This window comes from Phenylobacterium sp. (assembly GCF_030680185.1).
GTDB lineage: Bacteria > Pseudomonadota > Alphaproteobacteria > Caulobacterales > Caulobacteraceae > Phenylobacterium.
On the sequence record NZ_JAUXVZ010000030.1, the window covers coordinates 95,272 to 117,083 of the forward strand.

Annotated in this window: 25 protein-coding genes; 13 read left to right on the forward strand and 12 right to left on the reverse strand. The window is 68.3% G+C overall.

Features of this window, described 5'->3' with window-relative positions:
• The first annotated feature begins 87 nt into the window (after nucleotides 1-87).
• Nucleotides 88-1,017 (forward strand): alpha/beta hydrolase, encoded by a 930-nt coding sequence (locus Q8L83_RS06315; RefSeq protein WP_305285470.1) that lies wholly within the window; start codon nucleotides 88-90, stop codon nucleotides 1,015-1,017.
• A gap of 13 nt (nucleotides 1,018-1,030) precedes the next feature.
• Here Q8L83_RS06315 and Q8L83_RS06320 read toward each other — a convergent pair whose 3' ends face one another.
• Nucleotides 1,031-1,918 (reverse strand): AraC family transcriptional regulator, encoded by an 888-nt coding sequence (locus Q8L83_RS06320; protein ID WP_305285471.1) that lies wholly within the window; start codon nucleotides 1,916-1,918, stop codon nucleotides 1,031-1,033.
• Nucleotides 1,919-2,061: 143 nt separating this feature from the next.
• Here Q8L83_RS06320 and Q8L83_RS06325 point away from each other — a divergent pair, with 143 nt between their 5' ends.
• The 3 genes from Q8L83_RS06325 to Q8L83_RS06335 all read left to right on the forward strand — a co-directional run bounded on the left by Q8L83_RS06325 (nucleotide 2,062) and on the right by Q8L83_RS06335 (nucleotide 5,244).
• Complete coding sequence (locus Q8L83_RS06325; RefSeq protein ID WP_305285472.1) at nucleotides 2,062-2,796, forward strand: SDR family oxidoreductase; 735 nt, start codon at nucleotides 2,062-2,064, stop codon at nucleotides 2,794-2,796.
• 61 nt (nucleotides 2,797-2,857) lie between these two features.
• Nucleotides 2,858-3,736, forward strand: a complete 879-nt coding sequence (locus Q8L83_RS06330) for a transglutaminase family protein (RefSeq protein ID WP_305285473.1) — start codon at nucleotides 2,858-2,860, stop codon at nucleotides 3,734-3,736.
• 158 nt (nucleotides 3,737-3,894) lie between these two features.
• A complete protein-coding gene (locus tag Q8L83_RS06335; protein WP_305285474.1) occupies nucleotides 3,895-5,244 on the forward strand; it encodes an MFS transporter in 1,350 nt (449 codons plus the stop codon).
• A gap of 4 nt (nucleotides 5,245-5,248) precedes the next feature.
• Here Q8L83_RS06335 and Q8L83_RS06340 read toward each other — a convergent pair whose 3' ends face one another.
• The 6 genes from Q8L83_RS06340 to pcaF all read right to left on the reverse strand — a co-directional run bounded on the left by Q8L83_RS06340 (nucleotide 5,249) and on the right by pcaF (nucleotide 10,719).
• Nucleotides 5,249-6,325, reverse strand: coding sequence for a Glu/Leu/Phe/Val dehydrogenase (locus Q8L83_RS06340; protein WP_305285475.1), 1,077 nt, complete (start codon nucleotides 6,323-6,325; stop codon nucleotides 5,249-5,251).
• Nucleotides 6,326-6,387: 62 nt separating this feature from the next.
• Complete coding sequence (locus tag Q8L83_RS06345; protein ID WP_305285477.1) at nucleotides 6,388-7,419, reverse strand: alpha/beta hydrolase; 1,032 nt, start codon at nucleotides 7,417-7,419, stop codon at nucleotides 6,388-6,390.
• The gene (locus Q8L83_RS06350) at nucleotides 7,416-8,000 is read right to left on the reverse strand and encodes a uracil-DNA glycosylase family protein (protein WP_305285478.1); all 585 of its coding nucleotides are present in this window, start codon (nucleotides 7,998-8,000) and stop codon (nucleotides 7,416-7,418) included. The genes Q8L83_RS06345 and Q8L83_RS06350 overlap by 4 nt, the downstream gene beginning before the upstream one ends.
• Before the next feature lie 38 nt (nucleotides 8,001-8,038).
• Nucleotides 8,039-8,338, reverse strand: coding sequence for a DUF3253 domain-containing protein (locus tag Q8L83_RS06355; protein ID WP_305285479.1), 300 nt, complete (start codon nucleotides 8,336-8,338; stop codon nucleotides 8,039-8,041).
• Nucleotides 8,338-9,486 (reverse strand): acyl-CoA dehydrogenase family protein, encoded by a 1,149-nt coding sequence (locus tag Q8L83_RS06360; RefSeq protein WP_305285480.1) that lies wholly within the window; start codon nucleotides 9,484-9,486, stop codon nucleotides 8,338-8,340. Before Q8L83_RS06360 ends, Q8L83_RS06355 begins: the two co-directional genes overlap by 1 nt.
• A 24-nt stretch (nucleotides 9,487-9,510) precedes the next feature.
• The gene (pcaF, locus tag Q8L83_RS06365) at nucleotides 9,511-10,719 is read right to left on the reverse strand and encodes a 3-oxoadipyl-CoA thiolase (RefSeq protein WP_305285481.1); all 1,209 of its coding nucleotides are present in this window, start codon (nucleotides 10,717-10,719) and stop codon (nucleotides 9,511-9,513) included.
• A gap of 122 nt (nucleotides 10,720-10,841) precedes the next feature.
• Between pcaF and Q8L83_RS06370 the strand changes: the two genes are divergently transcribed.
• From Q8L83_RS06370 to Q8L83_RS06380, 3 genes are all read left to right on the forward strand, one after another.
• The gene (locus tag Q8L83_RS06370; RefSeq protein ID WP_305285482.1) at nucleotides 10,842-11,291 is read left to right on the forward strand and encodes a PaaI family thioesterase; all 450 of its coding nucleotides are present in this window, start codon (nucleotides 10,842-10,844) and stop codon (nucleotides 11,289-11,291) included.
• A gap of 62 nt (nucleotides 11,292-11,353) precedes the next feature.
• A complete protein-coding gene (locus tag Q8L83_RS06375; RefSeq protein WP_305285483.1) occupies nucleotides 11,354-11,608 on the forward strand; it encodes a hypothetical protein in 255 nt (84 codons plus the stop codon).
• Nucleotides 11,608-12,600 (forward strand): MsnO8 family LLM class oxidoreductase, encoded by a 993-nt coding sequence (locus Q8L83_RS06380; RefSeq protein ID WP_305285578.1) that lies wholly within the window; start codon nucleotides 11,608-11,610, stop codon nucleotides 12,598-12,600. The genes Q8L83_RS06375 and Q8L83_RS06380 overlap by 1 nt, the downstream gene beginning before the upstream one ends.
• Nucleotides 12,601-12,609: 9 nt before the next feature.
• Here Q8L83_RS06380 and Q8L83_RS06385 read toward each other — a convergent pair whose 3' ends face one another.
• Nucleotides 12,610-12,771 (reverse strand): hypothetical protein, encoded by a 162-nt coding sequence (locus Q8L83_RS06385; RefSeq protein WP_304713321.1) that lies wholly within the window; start codon nucleotides 12,769-12,771, stop codon nucleotides 12,610-12,612.
• Nucleotides 12,772-12,862: 91 nt separating this feature from the next.
• Here Q8L83_RS06385 and Q8L83_RS06390 point away from each other — a divergent pair, with 91 nt between their 5' ends.
• Nucleotides 12,863-13,294: a PaaI family thioesterase gene (locus Q8L83_RS06390; protein ID WP_305285484.1), complete on the forward strand. Its 432-nt coding sequence runs from the start codon at nucleotides 12,863-12,865 to the stop codon at nucleotides 13,292-13,294.
• Between the two features lie 3 nt (nucleotides 13,295-13,297).
• Here Q8L83_RS06390 and Q8L83_RS06395 read toward each other — a convergent pair whose 3' ends face one another.
• The 3 genes from Q8L83_RS06395 to Q8L83_RS06405 form a co-directional block, all read right to left on the reverse strand.
• Nucleotides 13,298-13,771, reverse strand: coding sequence for a molybdopterin-dependent oxidoreductase (locus Q8L83_RS06395; RefSeq protein WP_305285485.1), 474 nt, complete (start codon nucleotides 13,769-13,771; stop codon nucleotides 13,298-13,300).
• Entirely contained in the window at nucleotides 13,768-14,385 is a 618-nt protein-coding gene (locus Q8L83_RS06400; protein ID WP_305285486.1) for a glutathione S-transferase family protein, read from the reverse strand. The genes Q8L83_RS06395 and Q8L83_RS06400 overlap by 4 nt, the downstream gene beginning before the upstream one ends.
• 75 nt (nucleotides 14,386-14,460) lie before the next feature.
• Nucleotides 14,461-15,738, reverse strand: a complete 1,278-nt coding sequence (locus Q8L83_RS06405) for a NupC/NupG family nucleoside CNT transporter (RefSeq protein ID WP_305285487.1) — start codon at nucleotides 15,736-15,738, stop codon at nucleotides 14,461-14,463.
• Between the two features lie 169 nt (nucleotides 15,739-15,907).
• Between Q8L83_RS06405 and Q8L83_RS06410 the strand changes: the two genes are divergently transcribed.
• The 3 genes from Q8L83_RS06410 to Q8L83_RS06420 all read left to right on the forward strand — a co-directional run bounded on the left by Q8L83_RS06410 (nucleotide 15,908) and on the right by Q8L83_RS06420 (nucleotide 17,646).
• Complete coding sequence (locus Q8L83_RS06410) at nucleotides 15,908-16,327, forward strand: organic hydroperoxide resistance protein (protein WP_305285488.1); 420 nt, start codon at nucleotides 15,908-15,910, stop codon at nucleotides 16,325-16,327.
• A gap of 83 nt (nucleotides 16,328-16,410) precedes the next feature.
• On the forward strand, nucleotides 16,411-16,845 hold the full coding sequence (locus Q8L83_RS06415; protein ID WP_305285579.1) for a MarR family winged helix-turn-helix transcriptional regulator: 435 nt from the start codon (nucleotides 16,411-16,413) through the stop codon (nucleotides 16,843-16,845).
• 144 nt (nucleotides 16,846-16,989) lie between these two features.
• Nucleotides 16,990-17,646 (forward strand): DedA family protein, encoded by a 657-nt coding sequence (locus tag Q8L83_RS06420; RefSeq protein ID WP_305285489.1) that lies wholly within the window; start codon nucleotides 16,990-16,992, stop codon nucleotides 17,644-17,646.
• Between the two features lie 41 nt (nucleotides 17,647-17,687).
• Here the strand turns inward: Q8L83_RS06420 and Q8L83_RS06425 are convergent, their stop codons facing one another.
• Nucleotides 17,688-19,760, reverse strand: coding sequence for a S46 family peptidase (locus Q8L83_RS06425; protein ID WP_305285490.1), 2,073 nt, complete (start codon nucleotides 19,758-19,760; stop codon nucleotides 17,688-17,690).
• A 163-nt stretch (nucleotides 19,761-19,923) separates the two neighbouring features.
• Between Q8L83_RS06425 and Q8L83_RS06430 the strand changes: the two genes are divergently transcribed.
• Together Q8L83_RS06430 and Q8L83_RS06435 are read left to right on the forward strand one after the other, a co-directional pair.
• Nucleotides 19,924-21,066 carry an ABC transporter permease gene (locus Q8L83_RS06430; RefSeq protein ID WP_305285491.1) on the forward strand — a complete coding sequence of 381 codons (1,143 nt, stop codon included), beginning with the start codon at nucleotides 19,924-19,926 and terminating at the stop codon, nucleotides 21,064-21,066.
• Nucleotides 21,063-21,809, forward strand: a complete 747-nt coding sequence (locus Q8L83_RS06435; protein WP_305285492.1) for an ABC transporter ATP-binding protein — start codon at nucleotides 21,063-21,065, stop codon at nucleotides 21,807-21,809. The genes Q8L83_RS06430 and Q8L83_RS06435 overlap by 4 nt, the downstream gene beginning before the upstream one ends.
• Nucleotides 21,810-21,812: the final 3 nt, after the last annotated feature.

Below are 21,812 nucleotides of genomic sequence, written 5' to 3' on the forward strand. Positions count from 1 at the left end.
GGCGTCTGCCCTGGCGCGAGGGGCGAACATCTGAGTTTCGCCACATTGGCGCCCTAGCTGCCCAAGGTGGAGCTTCGGGGGTGAAGGATGAAATCAATTGGCCTGGCCGCCATCTCGGCGATGGCGATCCTTATCTCGGCCTGTGCCGAAGGGGCCGACGCCCAGGCGCCGACGGCGCCCCCGGTCCCCGAGGCTACGTCCTCCGAAGGCGCGCCCTATGTGCTGAAGGACACCCAGGTCTGGACCGTGCCCGATCCCGTCTCTGGCCGCGACTATGAGGTCTTTGTCAGCCTGCCGCCCAGCTACGAGGCCGAGCCGCAGCGACGCTATCCCGTCCTCTATGTCACCGACGCCGACTACGCCTTTCCCATCATTCGCCAGATCGCCCGGCGGGTGAATCTGGATGGGCCTGTGCTGGAGGACTTCATCCTGGTGGGCCTCTCCTACGCCAAGGGCGAGGGCGGCGCGGCGTCCCGCAGCCGCGACTACACGCCCATCCCCTGCAATCCGGCAAGCCGTTGCGCCCTGGCCCATGGGGGCGGCGGCGCCTATCAGGCCTATCTGAAGTCCGAGGTGCTGCCCTTCATCGAGGGGCGGTTCCGGGCCGATCCGGACGCCCGCGTGCTGCTGGGCCATTCCTATGGCGGCCTGCTGGGCGCGCAGATTCTGTTCACCGATCCGACGATGTTCCAGGCCTATGTGCTGGGCAGCCCCTCGTTCTGGTTTGGCCAGCGCCATATCATGACGATGGAGGCCGACTATGCGCGGACGCATACCGATCTGCCGGCCGAGGTCTTCATGTATATCGGCGCCTTCGAGACGCCTGGTCCCACGCCACGCCACGCCTCGCGCTACGACATGGTCGGCGAGATGGCCGCCATGGAGCAGGTCCTGAACTCCCGCAACTATCCGAGCCTGAGCGTGCGCTCGACCGTCCTGGCCGACGAAGACCATGTGACTGTCGCCCCGGCCGGCTTCACCCGCGCGCTGCTGGCCGTCCTGCCGGCCAAGCCGTGACGGCGGCGGCCGTCTAAACCTCCAGCGGCACGGGTCCGCTGGCCCTCAACCGCGCGGCGTCACGGGCCGGCGGGGCGCCGAACAGGCGGGCATATTCCCGGGAGAACTGGGAGGGGCTGTCATAGCCGACCTGGAAGCCGGCGGCCTGGGCGTCGGCGGCCTCGCCCAGCATGAGGCGGCGGGCCTCCTGCAGACGGATCTGCTTCTGGTACTGCAGCGGGCTCATGGCCGTCACCGCCTTGAAGTGCAGGTGCAGGGCAGAAGGGCTCATCCGCGCCTCATGCGACAGCCGCTCGATGCTGAAGGGCTGGTCGTAATTGGCCCGGATCCAGGCGATGGCGCGGCTGACCTGGGAGAGCCGGCTGTCCGGGGCGCCGATCTGGCGCACGATGCCGGCCTGATCGCCGGTCAGCAGCCAGTAGTGGATTTCCCGGCGGATGATCGGGGCCAGAACCTCGACATCCTGCGGCCGGTCCAGCAGGCGCAGGAGCCGGGCCACCGCATCGGTCAGCTCCGGCGTGTTGCGGCTGAGATGCAGCCCCCGCGAGGTCTCGGCGCCGGCGGCGGGCGGCCGCTGCAGCATCAACTCCCGGAGCAGCGCCGGATCGAGATCGACGCGGACGCAGAGATAGGGCCGCTCAGGGCTCGCCTCCACCACCTGCCCGGTCAGGGGCAGGTCGACCGACACCACCAGGTGGCTGGCGCCGTCATAGCGGAACGTCTCGGCGGCCAGGGTCACCACCTTGGCGCCTTGCGCGATGATGCAGACCGCCGGCTGGTGCAGCACCGGGACGCGGTCGGTGGGACCGCCGTAGCGTATGACGGCCAGCCCAGGAACAGGCATGTCGTACATACCGTCCTGGGGCGCGTGCCGGCTGATCAATGAGGCGAGAAAGTCCATGACGCTTGCTCCCACGCCCCATGGCCAGCCGCAAGGCCAAGGGTCGCCTCCAGGAGTATCGTGCAAGAACCGCGGAGGACTGGTCTAACGCACGAGGCGCCTCATGCCGCATCTCTGATCTCGCCAAGACATAGGAGACGGCGATGACTGAGATTGCAAACAAGGTGGTGCTGGTGACCGGCGCGAGCAGCGGCATCGGCGAGGCTACGGCCCGCGAGCTGGCGGCCGCCGGCGCAACCGTCGTGCTGGGCGCGCGCCGGGTGGAGCGCCTGGAGGCCCTGAAACGCCAGATCGAGGCCGATGGCGGCAAGGCCATGGTCCGCGGCCTGGACGTCACCTCGCGCGACGACGTGAAGGCATTCGTGGAGGCGGCGCAGGCGCAGTTCGGCCGCGTCGATGTGATCGTCAACAATGCCGGCGTCATGCCGCTCTCGCCGCTCGCCGCCCTGAAGGTGGACGAGTGGGACCAGATGATCGACGTGAACATCAAGGGCGTCCTGCACGGTATCGCTGCGGCCCTGCCGATCATGGAGGCCCAGGGCCACGGCCAGATCATCAACATCGCCTCGACGGCCGCCCACCAGATCCTGCCCACCGCGGCGGTCTATTGCGCCACCAAGTTCGCGGTGCGGGTGATCTCCGAGGGTCTGCGCCAGGAGACCGACAAGGTGCGGGTGACGGTCGTCTCGCCGGGCGTCACCACCTCGGAGCTGGCCGAGACCATCACCCATCCGGAGACGGCGGCCTTCATCGACGACTATCGCAAAAAGGCCATTCCAGCCGAAGCCATCGCCCGGGCGGTCCGCTTCGCCATCGAACAGCCGGCAGAGGTGGATGTGAGCGAGATCATCGTGCGTCCGACCGCCACCACCGTCTGACCGGCCACGAATCTGGCGGGACGAGGAACCTTCGCCTTCAGGACGTGTTAGCAGCGCGCCCATGTCCCGCCTGATCATCCGCCACGAAACCCGCTACGCTTACGAGCGCCCGGTCGCCTTTGGGCCGCACCAGCTATTGGTGCGGCCTCGGGGCGGCCACGCCCTGCGGGTGGTGAAGGGCGCCCTCACCTTCTCGCCCCGGGGCGAGACCCGCTGGCGCTACGACGCCTATGGCAACTGCGTCTGCCAGTTGAACGTCAGCGAAGAGTCCGACGAGTTCTTCATCCTCAGCGAGCTGGAGATCGAACGCTTCCCCGCCCCCCTGGAGCCGCAGGAGGTGGACGACCCGCGCACCGCCACGCCCATCGTCTATCCCCCCAGCGACCGGGCCGTGCTGGGTCCCTATATCGAACCCGTCACCCTGGACCCCGAGGGTCTGCTGCTGCGCTGGCTGCACGGCCTGGCGCCGACCGTCGGCGAGCCGGCGCTGGACTATGTGCTGCGCCTCAACCGGGCCATCCATCAGCAGTTCGCCTATGAGGCCCGCCACGAGGAGGGCACCCAGGCGCCGCACGAGACGGTGAGCCTGGGCCGCGGCACCTGCCGCGACTTCGCCTGGCTGATGGTCGAGACCCTGCGCCGGGTCGGCTTCGCCGCCCGCTTCGTCAGCGGCTATCTCTATTCGCCGGGCCTGGAGAGCGTCCGCGGCGCCGGCGCCACCCACGCCTGGTGCGAGGCCTTCCTGCCGGCCTTCGGCTGGATGGACTTCGATCCCACCAACGGCCTGGCCGAGGCCGCCGACCTGATTCCCGTGGCCGTGAGCCGCACGCCAGCCGAGGCGGCCCCCATCAGCGGCTCCATCCTGGGCGATCCGGGCGCGAGCCGCATGGTCGTCAAGGTCGACGTCACCCTGGCCGCCCCCCTGGCCAGCGCCGCCTGAAGCCGCCCGAGCTTGGCCATTCACCAATTTTGGCGCGAATGAGAAATCGGCTTTTCAGGTCCAAGGACTCTGCTAGGACGGAGCTATTGTTTTAGCAGATCATAATTTTGGGGAGCCGCCGCGCGACCCTTTGCGACCCCCGCGCGGCAGGGACGCTATTGGAAAAGATCAATGAGGACGCCGCGGTCGCCGATGAGGCGGTCGTGATCCATGCTGACGACGACGGCAAGACCCTGGCCGAGCGCGAAGTCGAATACGAAAAGTTCGTCTGGGCCAATCTGAAGCGCAACTACATCGCCCACTACCTGCACGGCATGCTGGGCATGACCGGCTTCCGGCTGGTCAATGCGCCGACCTTCCTGCCGGCCTATCTCTACCTGATCTCCGGTTCCAGCTTCATCGTCGGCCTGGGGCTCGCCCTCCAGCAGGTGGGCGGGATGATCTCGCCGATCTTCGGCGCCACCCAGATCGAGCATCGCAAGCGGGTCATGCCGGCCGCCGTCTGGATGGGGGGCCTGGCGCGGGTCCAGATCCTGGGCATGGCGCTGGCCGGCTGGTTCCTGTCGGGCCAGACGCTGGTGGTCGCGATCCTGGCCTTCATGTTCATGTTCGGCCTGTTCATGGGCACCCAGCGGGTCGTTTTCTCCCTGCTCATGGCCAAGGTGATCCCCATCAGCCGGCGCGGCCGGCTGCAGGCCTGGCGCAACGCCACCGGCGGGGTGATCGCCGCGGCGCTGGCCTGGGTGGCCGGCAAGTATTTCATCGAAGGCAATCTGCTGGGCAACGGCTACGCCTCGACCTTCCTGTTCGCCACCATCCTCACCTCGATGGGCCTGTGGGCGCTGCAGTTTCTGATGATCGAGCCCGAGCCGCCGACCACCCGGGCCCAGACCCCGTTCTTCGAACGCCTGAAGGACTTCCCGCGCCTGATCTCGCAGGACCGCGGCTACATGTTCTTCCTGATCGTCCAGATGCTCAGCATCACCGGGCGGATGGCGACCCCGTTCTACATCCTCTATGTCAGCACCACGATCGAGCTGACGGGCGCCAATATCGGCCTGCTCAGCCTCGCCTTCCTGGGCGCCGACACCCTGTCGAACCTGGTCTGGGGCTATCTGGGCGACAAGACCGGCTTCCGAGTGGTGCTGGTCAGCTCCCTGGTAATCTGGATCGCGGCCACGGTGTTGCTGATGAACGTCCACGACGTCGCCGCCATCTTCGTCGCCTTCTTCGGCCTCGGCGCCGCCCAGTCGGGCTACATGATGAGCGCCCAGACCATGATCCTGGAGTTCGGATCGCGGGACGACATGCCCATGCGGATCGCGCTGTCCTCGACGGCCGAGGGGATCATGGCGTCCGCCGGCCCCCTGGTCGGGGGCATCATGGCCGCCACCCTGGGCTATGAGAGCGTGTTCGGAACCTCCATCGCCTTCCTGGCGGCGGGGCTTCTGCTGCTCCTGTTCATGGTGCGCGAGCCCCGCAAGGACCGCATCGCCGCGGGGGGGTGAGCCCCTACTGGGCGGCCAGGGCGCTGGGCCCGCGGGCGATCCGCTCGCGGGCCATTTCCCCGGCTACCTCGTGGGTCGGGCGACGCTCGGCGATGGAACGGTCGAGGACCTCCTCCAGGGTGAGCATCAGGCGCGAGAGCTTGCCCTCCACCCAGGCGGGATCGAAGGCCTGGCCTGAGTCCAGGGCGCGGATCTCGCCGGCCACATTGATGATGCCACCGCCGTTGATCACATAGTCGGGCGCATAGAGCAGGCCGAGGTCGAACAAGGTCTGGCCGATGACCGGGTCGGCCAACTGGTTGTTGGCGCCGCCGGCGATAATCGGGGCCCGCAGCCGCGGCAGGGTCTCGGCGCTGATGGCCCCGCCCAGGGCGCAAGGCGCGAACACATCGGCCTCGACATCGAAGATCTCGTCCGGCGCCACGATCATCGCGCCGGTCTGCGCGGCCACCTGAGCCAGGGCCTCGCGGTTGACGTCCGTTATCACCAGCCGCGCCCCGGCCGCGCTCAGCTTCTGAGCCAGATAGGCGCCCACATGACCGACGCCCTGGATGGCGACCGTGACGCCCGACAGATCCCGGTCCATCGCCCGGCGGACGCACAGGCTGATGCCCCGGAACACGCCCTCGGCGGTGACCGGGCTGGGATCGCCCGAGGCCGCCGCATGGCCTTCCAGGCCCGCCACGAAGCGGGTGTGACGGCGCGCATGCATCAGGTCCGTCGGCGAGACGCCCACATCCTCGGCGGTCCAGTAGGCGCCGCCCACGGCTTCGACCGCCCGGCCGAAGGCCTCGAACAGGGCCGGCGACTTCTGGGTGCGGGAATCGCCGATGATCACCGCCTTGCCGCCGCCCAGGTCCAGGTCGGCCATGGCGTTCTTGTAGGACATGGCTCGCGACAGCCGCAGGGCGTCCTGCAGAGCGTCGGCCGAGGTCGGGAACGGCCACATGCGGCAGCCGCCGGCCGCAGGACCCCGGGCCGTGGAATGGACCGCGATGATGCAGCGCAGCCCCGTGGCCTCGTCGGAAAAGGCGTGAACGGCCTCGTGGCCATCGAAGTCGGGGGAGTCGAACAGGGTCATGCGCTCACGAGATCGTTGCGTTTGAAACCAATTTTGTCGGCTCTAGCCTGCAGGCTGCGCCGTCACAAGCCCGCCGTCGCATGCGCGGCGCGCGGCGTCCAGTCGTCGCCGCCCGGCGCGGTCGGAATGGGCGGAGCCCCCGATGGCAGGGGCGCCTCGGGATCTTCCACGAAGGCCAGGATATCGGCCATCACCGCCTGGCCCTGCAGGTCGCGGGTCAGCAGATGCCAGCCCTCTGCGTAATAGGCCGAGCGGTCGGTGGGCTTGATCCGGGCGGCGGCCTGGAAGGCCGGGCGTTCGGGAATGATCTCGTCGTTCTGGCCGTAAAGATACAACACCGGAACCTGCAGGCGCTCGATGTCCCGCCAGGCGTTCTCCATAAGGTTCACCAGGCCATAGAGGGTGTCGGACCGCGCGCCCCAGATCATCAGCTGGTCGGCCCCCATGGCGCGCAGTTCGGCCAGGTTGTCGGTGGGCTTCACCCGGTCGGTGACCCAGCTGGGCGGCGTATAGACCTTGGGGCCCGTGACGTGGGCGGCGAACCACAGGGCCGTCTTGTAAGGCAGGGGCTGGGTCGACCAGCCCCAGACCGCCGGCGCCATCAGCACCAAGCGGTGAGCCGCAGGCGGCCGCTGCGAGGCGAAGGCGCGGATCGCCACAGCCCCGCCCATGCTCTCGCCGGCCACCACCACGAGGGCGTGGGGATGGCGGGCGCGCACGAGGGAGACGAGCGTGCGCAAATCCTCCTGCAGCACCTCATCGTCTGGCCAGACCCCGCGGTTGGGCGACCGGCCAAATCCCCGCTGGTCATAGGCGTAGGTGGTCACCCCTTGCTCGGCCCAGTAAGGCGCGGCCAGGTGGAAGGCGTTGGCGTAGTCGTTCATGCCGTGAACCCCCACCACCACGGCCTTGGGCGCGCCCTCCTGCGCCTCCCAGGTCGTCAGGCCCAGCCGTGCGCCGTCGAAGCTGACAAAGCGGTCCCCGGCCAGGCGCGGGCCTTCGAAGCCCAGGGGCGGCTCACCCGCGGTCTGGACCATGAGCGGCGTACAGGCGCCGAGCATGAGGGCGGCGAGAAGGACGGTCAGACGGATCATGTGCGCAAAAGAGCCTCCACCCTTTGGCGAAGATAGGGCGTGACCTCGGCCTCGAACCAGGGATTGCGCTTCAACCAGGCGGTGTTGCGCCAGGATGGATGCGGCAGGGGCAGGATGCCCGGCCCATACTCAGCCCACGCGGCCACGGTCTCCGTCATGGTGGCCTTGCGCGCCGCGCCGAGCGCCCAGGCCTGGGCGTACGAGCCGACCAGCAGGGTCAGCTCCACCTTGGGCAGTTGCGCCAGCAGTTGCGGCCGCCAGAGCTGGGCGCAGCGGGCCGGCGGCGGAAAGTCCCCGCCCTTGGGATTGGTCCCGGGGAAGCAGAAGGCCATGGCCGCCACGCCGATCGCCGGGTGGTCATAGAAGGTGTCCCGGTCGATCCCCATCCATGTACGCAGGCGAACGCCGGAGGGATCGTTGAACGGCAGGCCGGTCTCATGCACCAGCCGGCCCGGCGCCTGGCCACAGATCAGCAGCCGGGTCTCCGGGCTGACCCGCACCACCGGCCGCGGATCGGGCACGAGGTCGCCGGCGCAGGCCCGGCAGGCGGCGATGTCGGCGAGCAGGGTGTCTAGCGCCATGGAAGGCCAGATAGGCGCCCGCGGCGGCCGTTGCGAGCCTACGGCTCTTCGGCTGGCGCGGTGGGCGCGGCCAGGACGCCCGGCAGGACCTCCCCCTCCATCGGCAGACGCAGCCGATAGACGCCCTTGAACTGATTGGGATCGGCAGGCTTGCCGTGGCGGGTGATCACCAGCCGGCCTTCCCGGGCCAGGCCCACCGACACCGTGCGCACCCGCGACAGCCAGCGATGCCAGCCTTCAGGATCGGCGGCCCGGGCCGCCTGTTCCGGCGAGATGGACTTGCCAGGCGCGAGCGGGGTCAGAAGCTCAAAGATCGCCGTTTCGATAGGATCGGACATCAACCGCCACGCTTCAGGGTTTCGCGGGCGATGACCACCTGCTGGATCTGACTGGTGCCCTCATAGATGCGGAAGATGCGCACGTCGCGATAGAACCGCTCGATCCCGTAATCGGCGACATAGCCGGCGCCGCCGAAGATCTGCACCGCCTTGTCGGCCACCCGGCCGACCATTTCGGAGGCGAAGTACTTCGACGCGGCCGCCTCCATGGTCACGCTGTGGCCGGCGTCACGCTTGCGGGCGGTCTCCATGGTGAGCGCCTTGGCGGCCAGGGCCTCGGTCTTGCAGTCGGCGATCATGCCCTGGACCAGCTGGAACTGGCTGATGGCCTGGCCGAACTGCTTGCGCTCGCTGGCATAGGCCACGCAGTCGGTGATCAGCCGCTCGGCCACACCGACGCAGACCGCCGAGATATGCAGCCGGCCGCGATCGAGCACCTGCATGGCCACCTTGAAGCCTTCGCCCTCAGCGCCCAGGCGGTTTTCGACCGGTACGCGGACATTGTCGAAGGTCACGTCACAGATATGAGCGCCCTGCTGGCCCATCTTCTTCTCAGGCTTGCCCACCGACAGGCCGGGCAGGTCGCGGGGCACGAGGAAGGCCGAGACCCCGCCGCCGCCCGGCTTGGACGGATCGGTGCGGGCCATGACCGTAAACAGGTGGGCCTTGTTGGCGTTGGTGATGTAGCGCTTGGACCCGTTCAGCACATAGGCGTCGCCGTCCCGGGTCGCCCGGGTCTGGACGGCCGCGGAATCCGAGCCGGCCTCCGGCTCGGTGAGGGCGAACGACGTGATGATCTCGCCGGACGCGATGCCCGGCAGGTACTTCGCCTTCTGCTCATCGGTCCCGAACATCACCAGGCCCTGGCTGCCGATGCCGACATTGGTGCCGAAGGCCGAGCGGAACGCCGGGCTGGTGCGGCCCAGCTCCATGGCCACCAGGCATTCGTCCTCCATGGAGAGGTCGAGCCCGCCGTATTCGGCCGGGATGGACAGGCCGAACAGGCCCAGTTCCTTCATCTCGGCGACCACGTCGTCGGGCATGGCGTCGGTTTCCGACACCTGCGCCTCCAGGGGACGCAGCCGTTCGGTGACGAAGCGGCGGACGGTGTCGATCAGCTGGTCGCGGGTTTCGGCGTCGAGAGCCATGGTCTTTCGCTTTCCTGGAAGGTCTTAGGCTTTGGCCAGCGCCAGGGCCGAACCCTGGCCGACGCCGACGCACATGGTGGCGAGCGCGCGGGTCCCGCCCCGCTCATTCATCGCCCGCGCCGCCGTGAGCGCAATGCGCGCGCCCGAAGCGCCCAGCGGATGGCCGATGGCGATGGCGCCGCCGTGCGGGTTCACATGCTCGGCGTCGTCGACCAGGCCCCAGGCCCGGGTGCAGGCCAGGGCCTGGGCGGCGAAGGCCTCGTTCAGCTCGACCACGTCGAAGTCCGTGGGCTTAAGACCCAGGCGGCCGCACAGCTTGTCCACCGCCGGCACGGGGCCATAGCCCATGACCCGCGGCGGCACGCCGCCGGACGCCCCGCCCTCGATCCGGGCCAGGGGCTCGAGGCCGAGCTTCTGGACCATCTCGGCCGAGGCCAGCAGCAGGGCCGCGGCCCCGTCATTGACGCCGGACGCATTGCCCGCGGTCACCGTGCCGTCGGGGCGGACGATGGGCTTCAGGCCCTGCAGCGCCTCCAGCGTCGTGTCGGGGCGCGGATGCTCGTCCTTGGAGACCACGGTCTCGCCCTTGCGGTCCTTCAGCGTGATCGGCGCGATCTCGCCTTCGAAATAGCCGCGGGTCTGGGCGGCGCCATAGCGCTGCTGGCTGCGGGCGGCGAAGGCGTCCTGGTCGGCCCGGGCGATCTGATAGTCTGTGGCGACGTTCTCGGCGGTCTCCGGCATGGAGTCGACGCCGTAGTCCTTCTGCATCTGCGGGTTCACGAACCGCCAGCCGATGGTGGTGTCGAAGATCTCCGCCTGGCGGGAAAAGGCGCTGTCGGCCTTGCCCATGACGAAGGGCGAGCGGGTCATGCTCTCCACCCCGCCGGCGATCACCAGTTCGGCCTCGCCCACGGCGATCATCCGGGCTGCGGCGATGGTGGCGTCGAGGCCCGAGGCGCAGAGCCGGTTTACCGTCAGGCCCGGCACCGAGCTCGGCATGCCGGCCAGCAGCAGGGCCATGCGCGCGACGTTGCGATTGTCCTCGCCGGCCTGATTGACGCAGCCATAGACGACCTCATCGACCTCTTCCCAGTCGACCTTAGGGAGGCTTGCCATCAGGGCGCGGATCGGATGGGCGGCCAGGTCGTCGGCGCGCACCTTGGCCAGGGCGCCGCCGTATCGGCCGATGGGGCTTCTGAGACCTGCGCAGAGATAGACGGTCCGGCCTTGCATGATCGCTCCTCGACCCCTAGGCCACGCCCCTGGCGCGGCCGCGATTGTTGCGGGCGGGCAAACTACTGTTCGAACGCGCGCGGGGCAAACCCGCCTGAGGTCATTACGAGGGGAAGCTGGCGATGGATGGTGGTGGTGAAGCGCAAAACGGCCTGGTGACGCAGGGCGAATGGGCCGGCTGGCGCACCTGGGAGGGGTCCGATCCCTTCGAGGATCACGCCGGGCCGTTCTATTTCCGCCACGACCCTGACGGCACGCCCCGCTGCGCCTTCCGGGCGGAAAAGAAGCACATGAACGGCGGCGGCTTCATGCACGGCGGCTGCATCATGACCTTCGCCGACTACTGCCTGTTCGTGATCGCCCGCGAGGCCCTGCAGGGCAATCACTCGGTCACCGCCACCCTGAACGGCGAGTTCGTCGGCGCCGTGCCGCTGGGCGCCCTGGTCGAATGCACCGGCGAGGTGGTCAAGGCCGCCCGCTCCATGGTCTTCGTTCGGGGCCTCATCACCACCGGCGGCGAGAACGTCATGAGCTTTTCCGGCGTCATCAAGAAGCGCGGCCCCCGGACCTGAGCCCTTGCCTCCCATCCCCGCGACGCCATGTTGAGAGCCTCGCCCGTCCGTCAGGAGTTCCCATGAGCCAGCCCGCCAAACGCAATCTGGGCCAGATCGCCATGGGGGCGGCGCTGGCCCTGCTGGCTGGCCCCGTAGCGCTCTTCAAGGCGTTCGAACTCGCCTTCTTCCTGACCGGTGTCGCGCCGGGTCAGTGGATGACCTCGGCCGAGCCCACGGCCATGCCGGTCTCCATCGTGGTGTTGATCTTCTCAGGCCTGGTGGCGGCCTACGGGGTGCGCATGGTCTGGCGCGAGCTGAAGACCCCTTCGGCGTGATGCGGCTTTCCGTTCTCGATCTGTCGCCCGTGGGCGCTGGCGTCACCCAGGCCGAAGCCGTTCGCCAGACGCTGGAAGTGGCCAAGGCGGCCGAGCGGCTGGGCTATGACCGGTTCTGGGTGGCCGAGCACCACAATATCGAGGGCCTGGCCTCGCCCGCCCCTGAGATCCTGATCGCGGCCCTGAGCCAGGTCACCTCCACCATCCGCCTGGGCTCGGGCGGGGTGATGCTGGTCAACTATTCGCCGCTGAAGGTCGCCGAAGTGTTCATGGAGCTGGAGGCCCTGGCGCCGGGTCGCATCGACTTAGGGGTAGGCCGCGCCCTGGGCGCAGACGGCCGCACGGGCGCGGCCCTGCGTTCGGCCTCATCGGAAGCTTTCCCGCACTATTTCGCCCTGCTGAACGCCTGGCTGCTGGACGCCTCAGGCAAAGAGCTGATCGGCCCAGATCATCCGGCCCGGGAGATCCGCGCCCATCCCACCGGCCCGTCGCATCCGGACCTGTTCATGCTCTGCTCCTCGCCAGACAGCGCCGAGTTCGCAGGCCGGGCGGGTGTCGGCATGGTGTTCGCGGAATTCATCGCCCGCGCCGACGGCGGGCCGGCGGTGGAAGCCTATCGCCGGGCCTTTGCGCCCTCGCCTTTCCGGCAGACACCCATGGCGGCCATCGCCACCATTGCGCTGGCGGCCGACACGCACGACGAGGCCGTCCGGCTGGACGCCCCGCGTCGGGCCTCCACGCTGGCGACCCTGACGGGTCGGCGGCAGCGATTTCCAATCATCGAGGACGCCCTGGCCTATCTGGCGCCGTTCGAGGGCGACCCCAGACTGACGGGCATTGAGGCGCGCAGCATCGTCGGCGACGCCGAGTCGGTGCGCCGACGGCTCGCGGAAAAGGCGCAGGACAGCGACGCCGACGAGGTCTTCGTCATGGCCTCTGGCCCCAGCCTGGACGCCCGCATCCGCTCCCTTGAGCTGATCAAGCCAGCCTAGGGATCGCGCCTAGAATAGGCCGGCGCGTTGAGCGATCACCACCAGGGCGATGACCACCAGCAGAGCCTGGATGATCCCGTTCAGGGGGCCCGGGATGGGCAGGAGGCGCACGGCGTACAGGGCGAGGCCGAGGACCACGAGGATGATGACGATGGTGATGAGTAATGACATTCCATCCTAACCTCTGCCGTGGGGAAAGGTTCCGGCCGTCGCGTTAATCTCACCCTGGCGAACCGCGGGTTTGCAGCCTAGCTTGTCGGCCATGCCCAGCACGACGAACACCACCAGCCGCGAACGCCTCAACGACGCCAATCTCGGCAAGCTCCCGGGCCACCTGGGACTGGAGATTCTGGAGACCGACCACGGCCGCGTGGTGGGCCGTTTTCGTGTGCGCGAGGACCTGGTCGCCCACACCGGATTTCTGCTGGCCGGCGCGGTGCTGACCGTCGCCGACATCCTCTGCGCCTATGGGGTCTCCACCGCCTGGCCCGAAGGCGCCAGCGGCTTCACCACCGCCGAGGTGAAGTGCAACTTCGTCGGGACCCTGCGCGAGGGCGAGGTGCTGTGCACCGCCACCCTGCTGCATGGCGGGCGCACCACCCAGGTCTGGGACGCGCGGGTCGAGGACGCCGCCACCGGCAAGCTGATGGCCGCCTTCCGCTGCACCCAGATCATCCTCTACCCGCGGGCCTGAGCCCTACTCGGCGATCCGGTAGTCCATGGCCACCACCTGGCGGACGCTGCGCCAGGACTTGATGTCGTCGGCGATCACCAGGCGGCGGGGGCCTTCCCGCTCGGGCAGAGGCTGGCCATCGAGGGTGTCGGCCAGGATGGCCACGTCCTTGTGCAGGTCCTTGTCGGCCTCGACCGCCGAGACCACCGCGGCGTAGCCATCGGCGCCGCGAACCACGAGATAGCCCCGCATCGGGTCCCCGTGGGCGCGCATGCCCACCGGCAGGCCGGCGGCGCGCATCACATAGGCCAGCGGCGGGCCTTCGTAGAGGCTGGGGCCGGCGTCGCCCGGCACGGTCACCTGGGCCCGGGGCAGGTCCGCCAGCGCTGCGGCGCTCAGGGTCACTTCGGTCCCGTCAGCCCGGGAAATCTTCACATCCTGGGCGGCCGCGGGCGCAGCCAGGGCCAGGAGCAGGCCGGCGAACAACAGAGGCTTCATAGGGCGGTCTTTACCGAGTCACGGGTGCGCATGGCCTCAAGCCAGCGGTTCACATGGGTCAGCTCCTCAGGCGGGCGGAACTTGATCATGCGGGCGAAGTCGATGGAGGCGAAGGCGACGATGTCGGCGATGGTCAGCCGGTCGGTGGCGATCCACTCGCTCTCGGCCAGGCGGCGGTCGAACAGCTTCAGGGCGCGGGTTCCGCTCTGGGCATTGGATTCGCCGATGGCCGGGTTCTGCTTTTCGAGCACGCCCAGCGCCGGGTGGGTGTGGCGTACAGCCATCATCAGCGGCGTGGCGACCATCATCTCGGCCCGCCTGGTCCACATCTCGATAATCGCCGTCTCCTTGGGATCGCGGCCCATAAGGTTCGGCTCGGGATAGAGGCTCTCCAGATAGCGGCAGATGGCCAGGGATTCGGTGATGCAGGTCCCGTCGTCCATCTCCAGCATGGGCACATTGGCCAGGCCCGCCTTGGCCAGATAGTCCGGCTGCTTGTGGGCGCCTTCCAGCAGGCTGACGGGGACGATCTCGACGTCCTCGATGCCCTTTTCGATCATGAACAGGCGGACCCGCCGCGGATTGGGCGCGCGCTGCGTGTCATAGATCTTCATGGCGATTCCTCCTGGAGCTCAGGCCTCGGAAAGAGGCGCCCTGACGTGGCGGCGGTCAAGGGTGAGGCCGGCCCCCTACAGCCCGAACAGCTCCCGCGGCATGGCGCCCACCACGGCCGCGGTCATGCAGGTGGCGAGGAAACCGGCCAGCAGGGCCTTCCAGACCATGCCGATGATCTCGGCGCGCCGCTCGGGCATCAGCACGCCCATGCCGGTGACGGTGATCCCCACCGAACCGATATTGGCGAAGCCGCACAGCGCGTAGGTCATGATCATGCGGGTGCGCTCGCTCATGGCCTCGGCCGGCACGCCGCCCAGCTGGATGAAGGCGATGAACTCGGTCAGCATCAGCTTGACGCCCAGCAGGTAGCCCGCCTGGGGCGCCTCGGACCATGGCACGCCGATCAGCCAGGCGAGCGGCGAGAAGACCACGCCGAGCACCCGCTCGATGGTCAGGGGCCCGCCCATCACATCGGGAAAGGCGCTGAGCAGGCCGTTACCGATGGCCACGAAGGACACGAAGACGATCAGGATGGCCGAGATGTTCAGGGCCACGGTGAGCCCGTCCATCGTGCCCTTGGAAATGGCGTCGATGGAGGAGTCGTACTTCAGCAGCGAGCCATAGTCGGCGAAATAGCCCCCCTGCCCCTTCTTCTCCGGCACGATGATCCGGGCCAGCAGCACGCCGGCCGGGGCCGAGACGATGGAGGCCACCAGCACATGGGCCGCCGCATTGGGCAGCACCTCGCGCAGGATGGTGGCGTAGGCGACCATGGTCGAGCCGGCCACCGTCGCCAGACCCACCACGATCATCAGGAAGACCTCTGACCGGGTCAGCTTGTCGAGATAGGCGCGGATGACGATCGGGCTCTCGATCATGCCCAGGAAGATGTTCACCGCCACGGCCAGCGCCGAGGCGCCGCCCAGGCCCATGGTCTTCTGGAACACGAAGCCAAAGCCCTGTGTGATCCACTTCAGGATCTTCCAGTGCCAGAGCAGGGCCGAAAGCGCCGAGATCACCAGGATCAGCGGCAGCACCTGAAAGGCGAAGACGAACAAGGCGCCGGGGTCTGTCACCGGATAGGGCTGGGCGCCGCCGGCCATATAGCCGAACACGAACCGGGTTCCCTCCGCCGTCGCCGCGGCCAGGCCATCGACGCCCGCATTGATCCCGCGCACCACCGAGCGCGCGCCCGGCAGGCCAAAGAGGGCCAGCACCAGCAAAATCTGGACCGTCAGGGCGCCGAGCGCCAGCCGCCATGGGAAGCGCGAGCGATCCTCCGACAGGGCCCAGCAGACCACGAGGACAAGGACGAGGCCCAGAAGGCTCTGGGCGTTTTCCGGTCGGAACATCAAGCCTCCCCAAGCCCGGCGCCTGAGTCGTGGCGCGGTCGCCATGTCCTTGAAGAGCAAGGCCTTGTCCGGCGCAAGGGATGACACGCCGCAGAAAGTTAGGCGCCTCCCCTTGACGCATATTACATTGTGCACAATTTAATTGCTTCAGGTTGAAAAGGAGCTCCCCATGACCCCTCTCTATGAAACCAGCGCCCGCGCCGTCGGCGGCCGTGAAGGCCACGTCGAAACCGCCGATGGTCAGTTCAAGGCCGACCTCGCCATGCCCAAGGCCCTGGGCGGCAGCGGCAACGGCGCCAATCCCGAACAGCTCTTCGCCTCCGGCTACGCCGCCTGCTTCGAGAGCGCCGTGCGCCATGTGGCCCGCCAGCAGAAGCTCGGCCTGAAGGACGCCGCCGTCACCGCTACCGTCCAGCTCTTCCCCAAGGATGGCGGCGGATTCCGCCTGGGCGTCGCCCTGGCCGCCGAGATCGAAGGCCTGGATGAGGCCGCGGCCCACGAACTGGTGGAGACAGCCCACCAGGTTTGCCCCTATTCCAATGCGGTGCGCGGCAATATCGACGTGCAGCTGACCACGACGGTGCGGTGAACCAGGACGCCACCAGACGAGCTTCAGGCGCGGGCCCGGCGACGGGCGCGAACGGCGAAGGGGTCAATCCCCTTCGCCTCGACCTGCAGCTTTGCTTCGCCCTCTATGGCGCCAGCAACCGGGTGATCCGGCTCTACCGCACCCTGCTGGCGCCGCTTGGCCTCACCTATCCACAGTACCTGGTCATGCTGGCCCTGTGGGAGACCGCGCCCCGCAGCGTGGGCGAGCTTGGCCAGGCGCTGGATCTCGACAGCGGCACGCTGACCCCCCTGCTCAAGCGGCTGGAGGCCCAGGGCCTGGTGGTCCGCACCCGAGACCCCCGGGACGAGCGCCGGGTGATCATCTCCCTGACGGATCAAGGCGCGGCCCTGCGGGAAAAGGCCCAACCCATCCCGGGCGAGGTGATCTGCCGGCTGGGCGGCGACCTCGGCGAACTGGGCGCCCTGCGCGAGGCCCTCGGGGCGCTGCAGCAGCGCCTGGACGCCGCACAGACGCCGACGAAGACGTCCGGCTCCTGAGCTCGAGCCATGTGCGCACTTCTGTGGCGCCGCGGCGAAAGCATGACGCCCGAAACGGGCGACCTTTAACCCGCTGACAGATTTTGCCACTAGAATGCCACGACGCCCGGCCATGCCCGCGCCAGACGTCCACGGGAACCCAATATGGAATCCATGCTCGAGCCGGTCGCGGACTTCATCCGCGTCAATCACGGTTGGGCCGGCCTCGTGCTGGGCCTGTTCATCATGCTGGAATCCCTGGTGATTCTGGGCGCTTTCATTCCCGCGACGCCGATGCTGGTGCTGACGGGCGGCCTGCTCGCCACCGGCGTTCTCGACCCCGTCTCGGTGCTGCTGGGCTGCATCACCGGCGCGATCATCGGCGACGCCATCTCCTTTTTCATCGGCCGCAAGCTGGGTATGCGCGTGCTGCGCCACCGCTGGCTGAAGCGCTACCGCCGCCAGTTCGCCCTGACGCGCCTCTATTGCCGTCGGTATGGCGTGATCACCGTCTATGTGGGCCGCTTCATCGGTCCGATGCGCGCCTTCGTGCCCGCCGTGGTGGGCATGGCGCGGATGTCGATCCGCGACTTCCAGATCGCCAATGTGCTCTCGGCGGTGATCTGGGTGTTCGCCGCCCTGGCGCCTGGCTATCTCACCGCCAAGGGTCTGGAGCAGCTCGACATCCTCGACCACGTCGATCCGCTGACGCTGGGCCTGATCGCCCTGGTCGTGGCCGGCACGATTGGAACCGTGGGCTGGCGGCTCGTGCGCAAACGCGCCAAGCGCCGCATTCCGATCCTCGACGCCCCAGGGGCTTGAGTCTTGGCGGACGGGGCAGAGCCCCGCCCGCAGACTTCACCTCAACGATCCAGCAGTTCGTCCAGCAGACCGGTCAGGCCATAGACCTTCTCCAGGGCCTCGGTGGCCGCCGAGGTGGCCGCCACGACCGTGCGGTTGATCGTCCCGTCATAGCCATAGTCGCCGCCTAGGGAGTGGATGTTGCCGTCAAAGGCCGCCCCCAGAACCTCGCCCTGCGCATTGACCACCGGCGAGCCCGAATTGCCGCCGATGATGTCGTTGGTGGTGACGAAGTTGAACACCGTGTCCGGGTTCAGCTTGTCCTGCGCTGCGATCCAGCGCGGCGCCAGGGCGTAGGGCTCGGCGCCCGTCGCCCGCTCATAGAGGCCTGAGAAGGAGGTGGTCGCCGGAATGGTGCGGCCCCTATGGGTCCAGCCCTGAACCTGGCCATAGGAAAGCCGCAGGGTGAAGGTGGCGTCCGGATAGACCTCGTCCCCATAGGCGGCGAAGCGCGCGGCGGCCACACGCTCGGCGGCCCGCGCCGTGGGCGCCTCGACCTGCGTCTCCCAGGTTTCGCGCAGGGACCGCGCCATGGGATCCATCCGAAGGGCCAGCTGGATCAGCGGATCGTCGGAGGCTTCGATGGCCGCCATGCCGCCGCTCCACAGGGCCTCGCGCACCGCCGGGTCATCGAGCCGGGATTGCGCCACCAGCCGTTCGGCCAGACCTTCGGGGCTATCCTTGCCCAGCAGCAGCTGGGTCGCCGGATCGTCGGTGGTCAGATATTCCCGGGTCTTGGAGAGCCAGAAGCTGAGGAACATCTCCTCCAGCGGCTTGTCGATCGGACGGACGTCCAGCAGGCGCTTTTCCACCAGAGGCAGGCGGGCTTCGGAGTACTCGGCCAGGCGCTCGGTATTGGGCTTGGACCGCTCCTGGGCCGCACGCACCAGGGTGCGGGCATAGCCGAACAGGCTCGATCCGCCGCCGGCCGCCGCCTCAATCTGGCGATAGGGCAGATAGTTTTCGGCGTAGGCGCCCTGGGCGGCTTCGATCTCGCTCCAGGGATCGCCGATCTGGCGGGCCAGGGCGGGGTCGGCGGCGACCTTGGCCTTCAGTTCGGCCTCGGCGGCCCGCTTTTCGGCCATGAAGGCCGGGTCATTGAGCGCAAACTGCCGCCCGAAGAAGACCTTGAAGCTGTTCTCGACCCCAAACAGCGGGTCGGTGGCGATGCGCTTGTTCTCCGCGCTCTCCTCCGAGAAGCGGATCAGCCGGCCGCGCAGCTCGGCCCGCTGCAACTGGCTGACCGGAATGGCGAGATCGCGCTGGCTCTCCAGCTGGGCCACGGTCAGCAGGCGGTCGGTGGAGCCGGGATTGCCGGACACGAAGACCGGCTCGCCTTCCCGCGGCGCACGGGAGACCCAGGTCAGATGTTCCGGCGTCTCGACCACCTGGCCGTCCTCGTAGAGGCGGAGGAAGGCCATATCGAGATTGAAGCGCGGGAAGTTGAAATTGTCCGGGTCGCCGCCAAAGAAGGCCGTGGCGATTTCGGGTGCGAACACCAGGCGCACATCGTCATAACGGCGATAGCGATAGAGCTTGTACTGCCCGCCGCGATAGAGGCTCACCACCTGGCAGCGATAGCGCTCATCGCCGGCGCAGGTCTCCTGTTCCAGCCTGGCCACGGCGGCGTCGCGGGCGCGGTTGAAGGCCTGGCCCGACAGGCCCTCGCCAGCCCCGCGGATGGTGTCGGTGACGTCGGTGATCTCGGTCAGGATTTCGGCCTGCTGGCCCGGGCAGGCGCGCTCCTGCTCACGCCCCGTCGTCAGGAAGCCTTCCTGCACATAGTCAGTCTCGGGGCTGGAAAGGTCCTGCACGCACGAAACCACGCAGTGATGGTTGGTCAGGACCAGGCCCTCGCCTGAGACCACCGAGGCCGAGCAACCGTTGGTCAGGCGCACGGACGCCGCCTGCACCCGGTCGAGCCAGGGCTGGTCGATGGTCACCCCATAGGCGGCCTGAACCTTGGCGGCGGGAAAGTTGTCGAAGGTCCACATGCCTTCGTCGGCCTGGGCCTGGCCGGCGCTCAGGGAAAATAGGGCGCCGCAAGCGCTGGCGGCGAGAAGGGCTGCTTTCATCTTGCTCGGATCTCTTTGGGCGTCCCGGGCCCTTTAGGGCCCACCTGTAACCGGGGTAACAGCGCAAGCCCTGGCTGGCTACGGTCGGCGCCCCGCCTTACCTCGAATTAACTTGGGTTGCAGGCTCGGCCCGGCCACTCCTTGCAGGCGAGGAGGGACCGGGATGTCGCTGGCTTTGGCCACATTGATCTATGAATGGCGCCGGTATCTGGCGGCCGTGATCGCGCTGGCCTTTTCGGGCCTGTTGATCCTGGCCCAGGTCGGCATGTTCACCGGGATCGTCCAGGCGGCCACCGCCACCATCGACCGGTCGCGGGCCGAGATCATGGTCCTGCCGGCCAAGTCCGAGAGCCTGATCAATTCCGGGTCCAACGGCCTGCCGCGTCGCCTGGCGCCGGAAATGTACCTGCATCCCGAAGTGGTCCAGGTCGCGAGCCTGGATGGCTCCGGCGGCCGCTGGATGAACACGCCCGAAGCTGGCGAAAAACAGGTCACCCAATGGATTCAGCTCGACATCGTCGATCCGATCCCCGGCGCCGTCACCCTGCCGGTCGACTACCCTGAGGATGTGCGTATCGCTCTGCTGGAGCCCTTCGCCGCGGTGATCGACCGCAGCACCCAGGCCAGGCTCGGCGTGACCCTGAACGACAAGGCCACCATCAACGGCAAGACCGTCACCGTCCGCGCCTTCCTCGACGGCTATCCCTCGATCAACCAGCCTTCGGTCGTGGTGTCCCGCGACACCCTGCGGCTGCTCGGCATGTCCGACGACGGCGAGAAGGTCGGGCCGCTGATGGTCCAGATTAAGGACGCCGCCCGCGCTGTCCAGGTCCGCGACGACCTCAACGCCGTGGCCGAGGGACGCTACCGCGCCTGGACCCGGCAGGAGCTGGCCCAGGCCAATGAGGGCGCCCTGATGAAGGAGCAGATCATCGGCATCATGCTCGGCTTCTCGGTCTTCCTCGGCTTCCTGATCGGGGTTGGGATCACCTCCCAGACCCTGCGCGGGGCGATCATGGCCAACATCAAGGAATTCGCCAGCCTGCGGGCCCTGGGGGTCTCCATGGGCGCCCTGAGGCTGATCGTGCTGGAGCTGTCCTTCTGGGTCGGCCTGGTGGGCCTGGCGGCCACGGCGGTGTTCACCTTCCTGGTCTCGCTGCTGGCCAGGAGCGCGGGCCTGCCCATGGGCTTCCCCGCCGGCTGGGTGATCGGCGTGGCCATCCTGCTGCTCGCCATCTCGCTGGCCTCGGGGCTCATGTCCCTGGGCGTCCTGAAGAAGAGCCAACCGGCGGACCTGCTGCGATGACCTCTGCGCCCCACAAGAAAGACGCCATCCGCGCCACGGGCCTGTCGAAGCGCTTCAAGACCGGCAGGTCCTATATCGAGGTGCTCAAGTCGGTGGACTTCGACGCCCGCCATGGCGACCTGACCATGGTCATGGGGCCGTCGGGGTCGGGCAAGTCGACCCTGGTGGCGGCGCTGTCGGGGCTGCTGCGCCCCGACGCCGGCCAGGTGACCGCCCTGGGCCAGGATCTCTGGTCCCTGCCCACCGGCCGCATCGACCGTTTCCGGCTGGATCACTGCGGCTTCATCTTCCAGGGCTTCAACCTGTTCTCGGCGCTCACCGCCATGGAGCAGGTGACCACCGTCCTCAAGCACACGGGCCTGTCCAAGGCCGAGGCCCGCGAGCGCGCGGCCGTAGCGCTGAAAGAGGTGGGCCTTGGCCACCGGCTGAACCAGCGCCCCGCCGAACTGTCGGGCGGCGAGAAACAGCGGGTGGCGATCGCCAGGGCCCTGGCCAAGGCGCCGCAGCTCCTGTTCGCCGACGAGCCCACCTCGGCCCTGGACGGCGAGAACGGCCAGATCGTCATCAAGCTCCTGCAGCGGGCGGCCAAGGACCATGGCGCCGCGGTGATCTGCGTCACCCACGACCCGCGGCTGGAGGCCTATGCCGACCGCATCATCCATATCGAAGACGGCGAGATCCTGGACGACCGGCGGGTGACCCCGGACGGAGCCGCCTCCCAACCTCAACTCACCGAGGCCTGACCC

What these genes read in the sequence shown, in the direction of transcription:
- Q8L83_RS06400 (WP_305285486.1), bottom strand. Translation starts at nt 14,385, where the DNA reads ATGAAGATCTATGACACGCAGCGCGCGCCCAATCCGCGGCGGGTCCGC.
- Q8L83_RS06435 (WP_305285492.1), top strand. Translation starts at nt 21,063, where the DNA reads ATGACCTCTGCGCCCCACAAGAAAGACGCCATCCGCGCCACGGGCCTG.
- Q8L83_RS06320 (WP_305285471.1), bottom strand. Translation starts at nt 1,918, where the DNA reads ATGGACTTTCTCGCCTCATTGATCAGCCGGCACGCGCCCCAGGACGGT.
- Q8L83_RS06340 (WP_305285475.1), bottom strand. Translation starts at nt 6,325, where the DNA reads ATGACCCTGTTCGACTCCCCCGACTTCGATGGCCACGAGGCCGTTCAC.
- Q8L83_RS06380 (WP_305285578.1), top strand. Translation starts at nt 11,608, where the DNA reads ATGCGGCTTTCCGTTCTCGATCTGTCGCCCGTGGGCGCTGGCGTCACC.
- Q8L83_RS06390 (WP_305285484.1), top strand. Translation starts at nt 12,863, where the DNA reads ATGCCCAGCACGACGAACACCACCAGCCGCGAACGCCTCAACGACGCC.
- pcaF (WP_305285481.1), bottom strand. Translation starts at nt 10,719, where the DNA reads ATGCAAGGCCGGACCGTCTATCTCTGCGCAGGTCTCAGAAGCCCCATC.
- Q8L83_RS06410 (WP_305285488.1), top strand. Translation starts at nt 15,908, where the DNA reads ATGACCCCTCTCTATGAAACCAGCGCCCGCGCCGTCGGCGGCCGTGAA.
- Q8L83_RS06345 (WP_305285477.1), bottom strand. Translation starts at nt 7,419, where the DNA reads ATGATCCGTCTGACCGTCCTTCTCGCCGCCCTCATGCTCGGCGCCTGT.
- Q8L83_RS06325 (WP_305285472.1), top strand. Translation starts at nt 2,062, where the DNA reads ATGACTGAGATTGCAAACAAGGTGGTGCTGGTGACCGGCGCGAGCAGC.
- Q8L83_RS06405 (WP_305285487.1), bottom strand. Translation starts at nt 15,738, where the DNA reads ATGTTCCGACCGGAAAACGCCCAGAGCCTTCTGGGCCTCGTCCTTGTC.
- Q8L83_RS06330 (WP_305285473.1), top strand. Translation starts at nt 2,858, where the DNA reads ATGTCCCGCCTGATCATCCGCCACGAAACCCGCTACGCTTACGAGCGC.
- Q8L83_RS06315 (WP_305285470.1), top strand. Translation starts at nt 88, where the DNA reads ATGAAATCAATTGGCCTGGCCGCCATCTCGGCGATGGCGATCCTTATC.
- Q8L83_RS06395 (WP_305285485.1), bottom strand. Translation starts at nt 13,771, where the DNA reads ATGAAGCCTCTGTTGTTCGCCGGCCTGCTCCTGGCCCTGGCTGCGCCC.
- Q8L83_RS06420 (WP_305285489.1), top strand. Translation starts at nt 16,990, where the DNA reads ATGGAATCCATGCTCGAGCCGGTCGCGGACTTCATCCGCGTCAATCAC.
- Q8L83_RS06425 (WP_305285490.1), bottom strand. Translation starts at nt 19,760, where the DNA reads ATGAAAGCAGCCCTTCTCGCCGCCAGCGCTTGCGGCGCCCTATTTTCC.
- Q8L83_RS06350 (WP_305285478.1), bottom strand. Translation starts at nt 8,000, where the DNA reads ATGGCGCTAGACACCCTGCTCGCCGACATCGCCGCCTGCCGGGCCTGC.
- Q8L83_RS06370 (WP_305285482.1), top strand. Translation starts at nt 10,842, where the DNA reads ATGGATGGTGGTGGTGAAGCGCAAAACGGCCTGGTGACGCAGGGCGAA.
- Q8L83_RS06375 (WP_305285483.1), top strand. Translation starts at nt 11,354, where the DNA reads ATGAGCCAGCCCGCCAAACGCAATCTGGGCCAGATCGCCATGGGGGCG.
- Q8L83_RS06360 (WP_305285480.1), bottom strand. Translation starts at nt 9,486, where the DNA reads ATGGCTCTCGACGCCGAAACCCGCGACCAGCTGATCGACACCGTCCGC.
- Q8L83_RS06430 (WP_305285491.1), top strand. Translation starts at nt 19,924, where the DNA reads ATGTCGCTGGCTTTGGCCACATTGATCTATGAATGGCGCCGGTATCTG.
- Q8L83_RS06355 (WP_305285479.1), bottom strand. Translation starts at nt 8,338, where the DNA reads ATGTCCGATCCTATCGAAACGGCGATCTTTGAGCTTCTGACCCCGCTC.
- Q8L83_RS06385 (WP_304713321.1), bottom strand. Translation starts at nt 12,771, where the DNA reads ATGTCATTACTCATCACCATCGTCATCATCCTCGTGGTCCTCGGCCTC.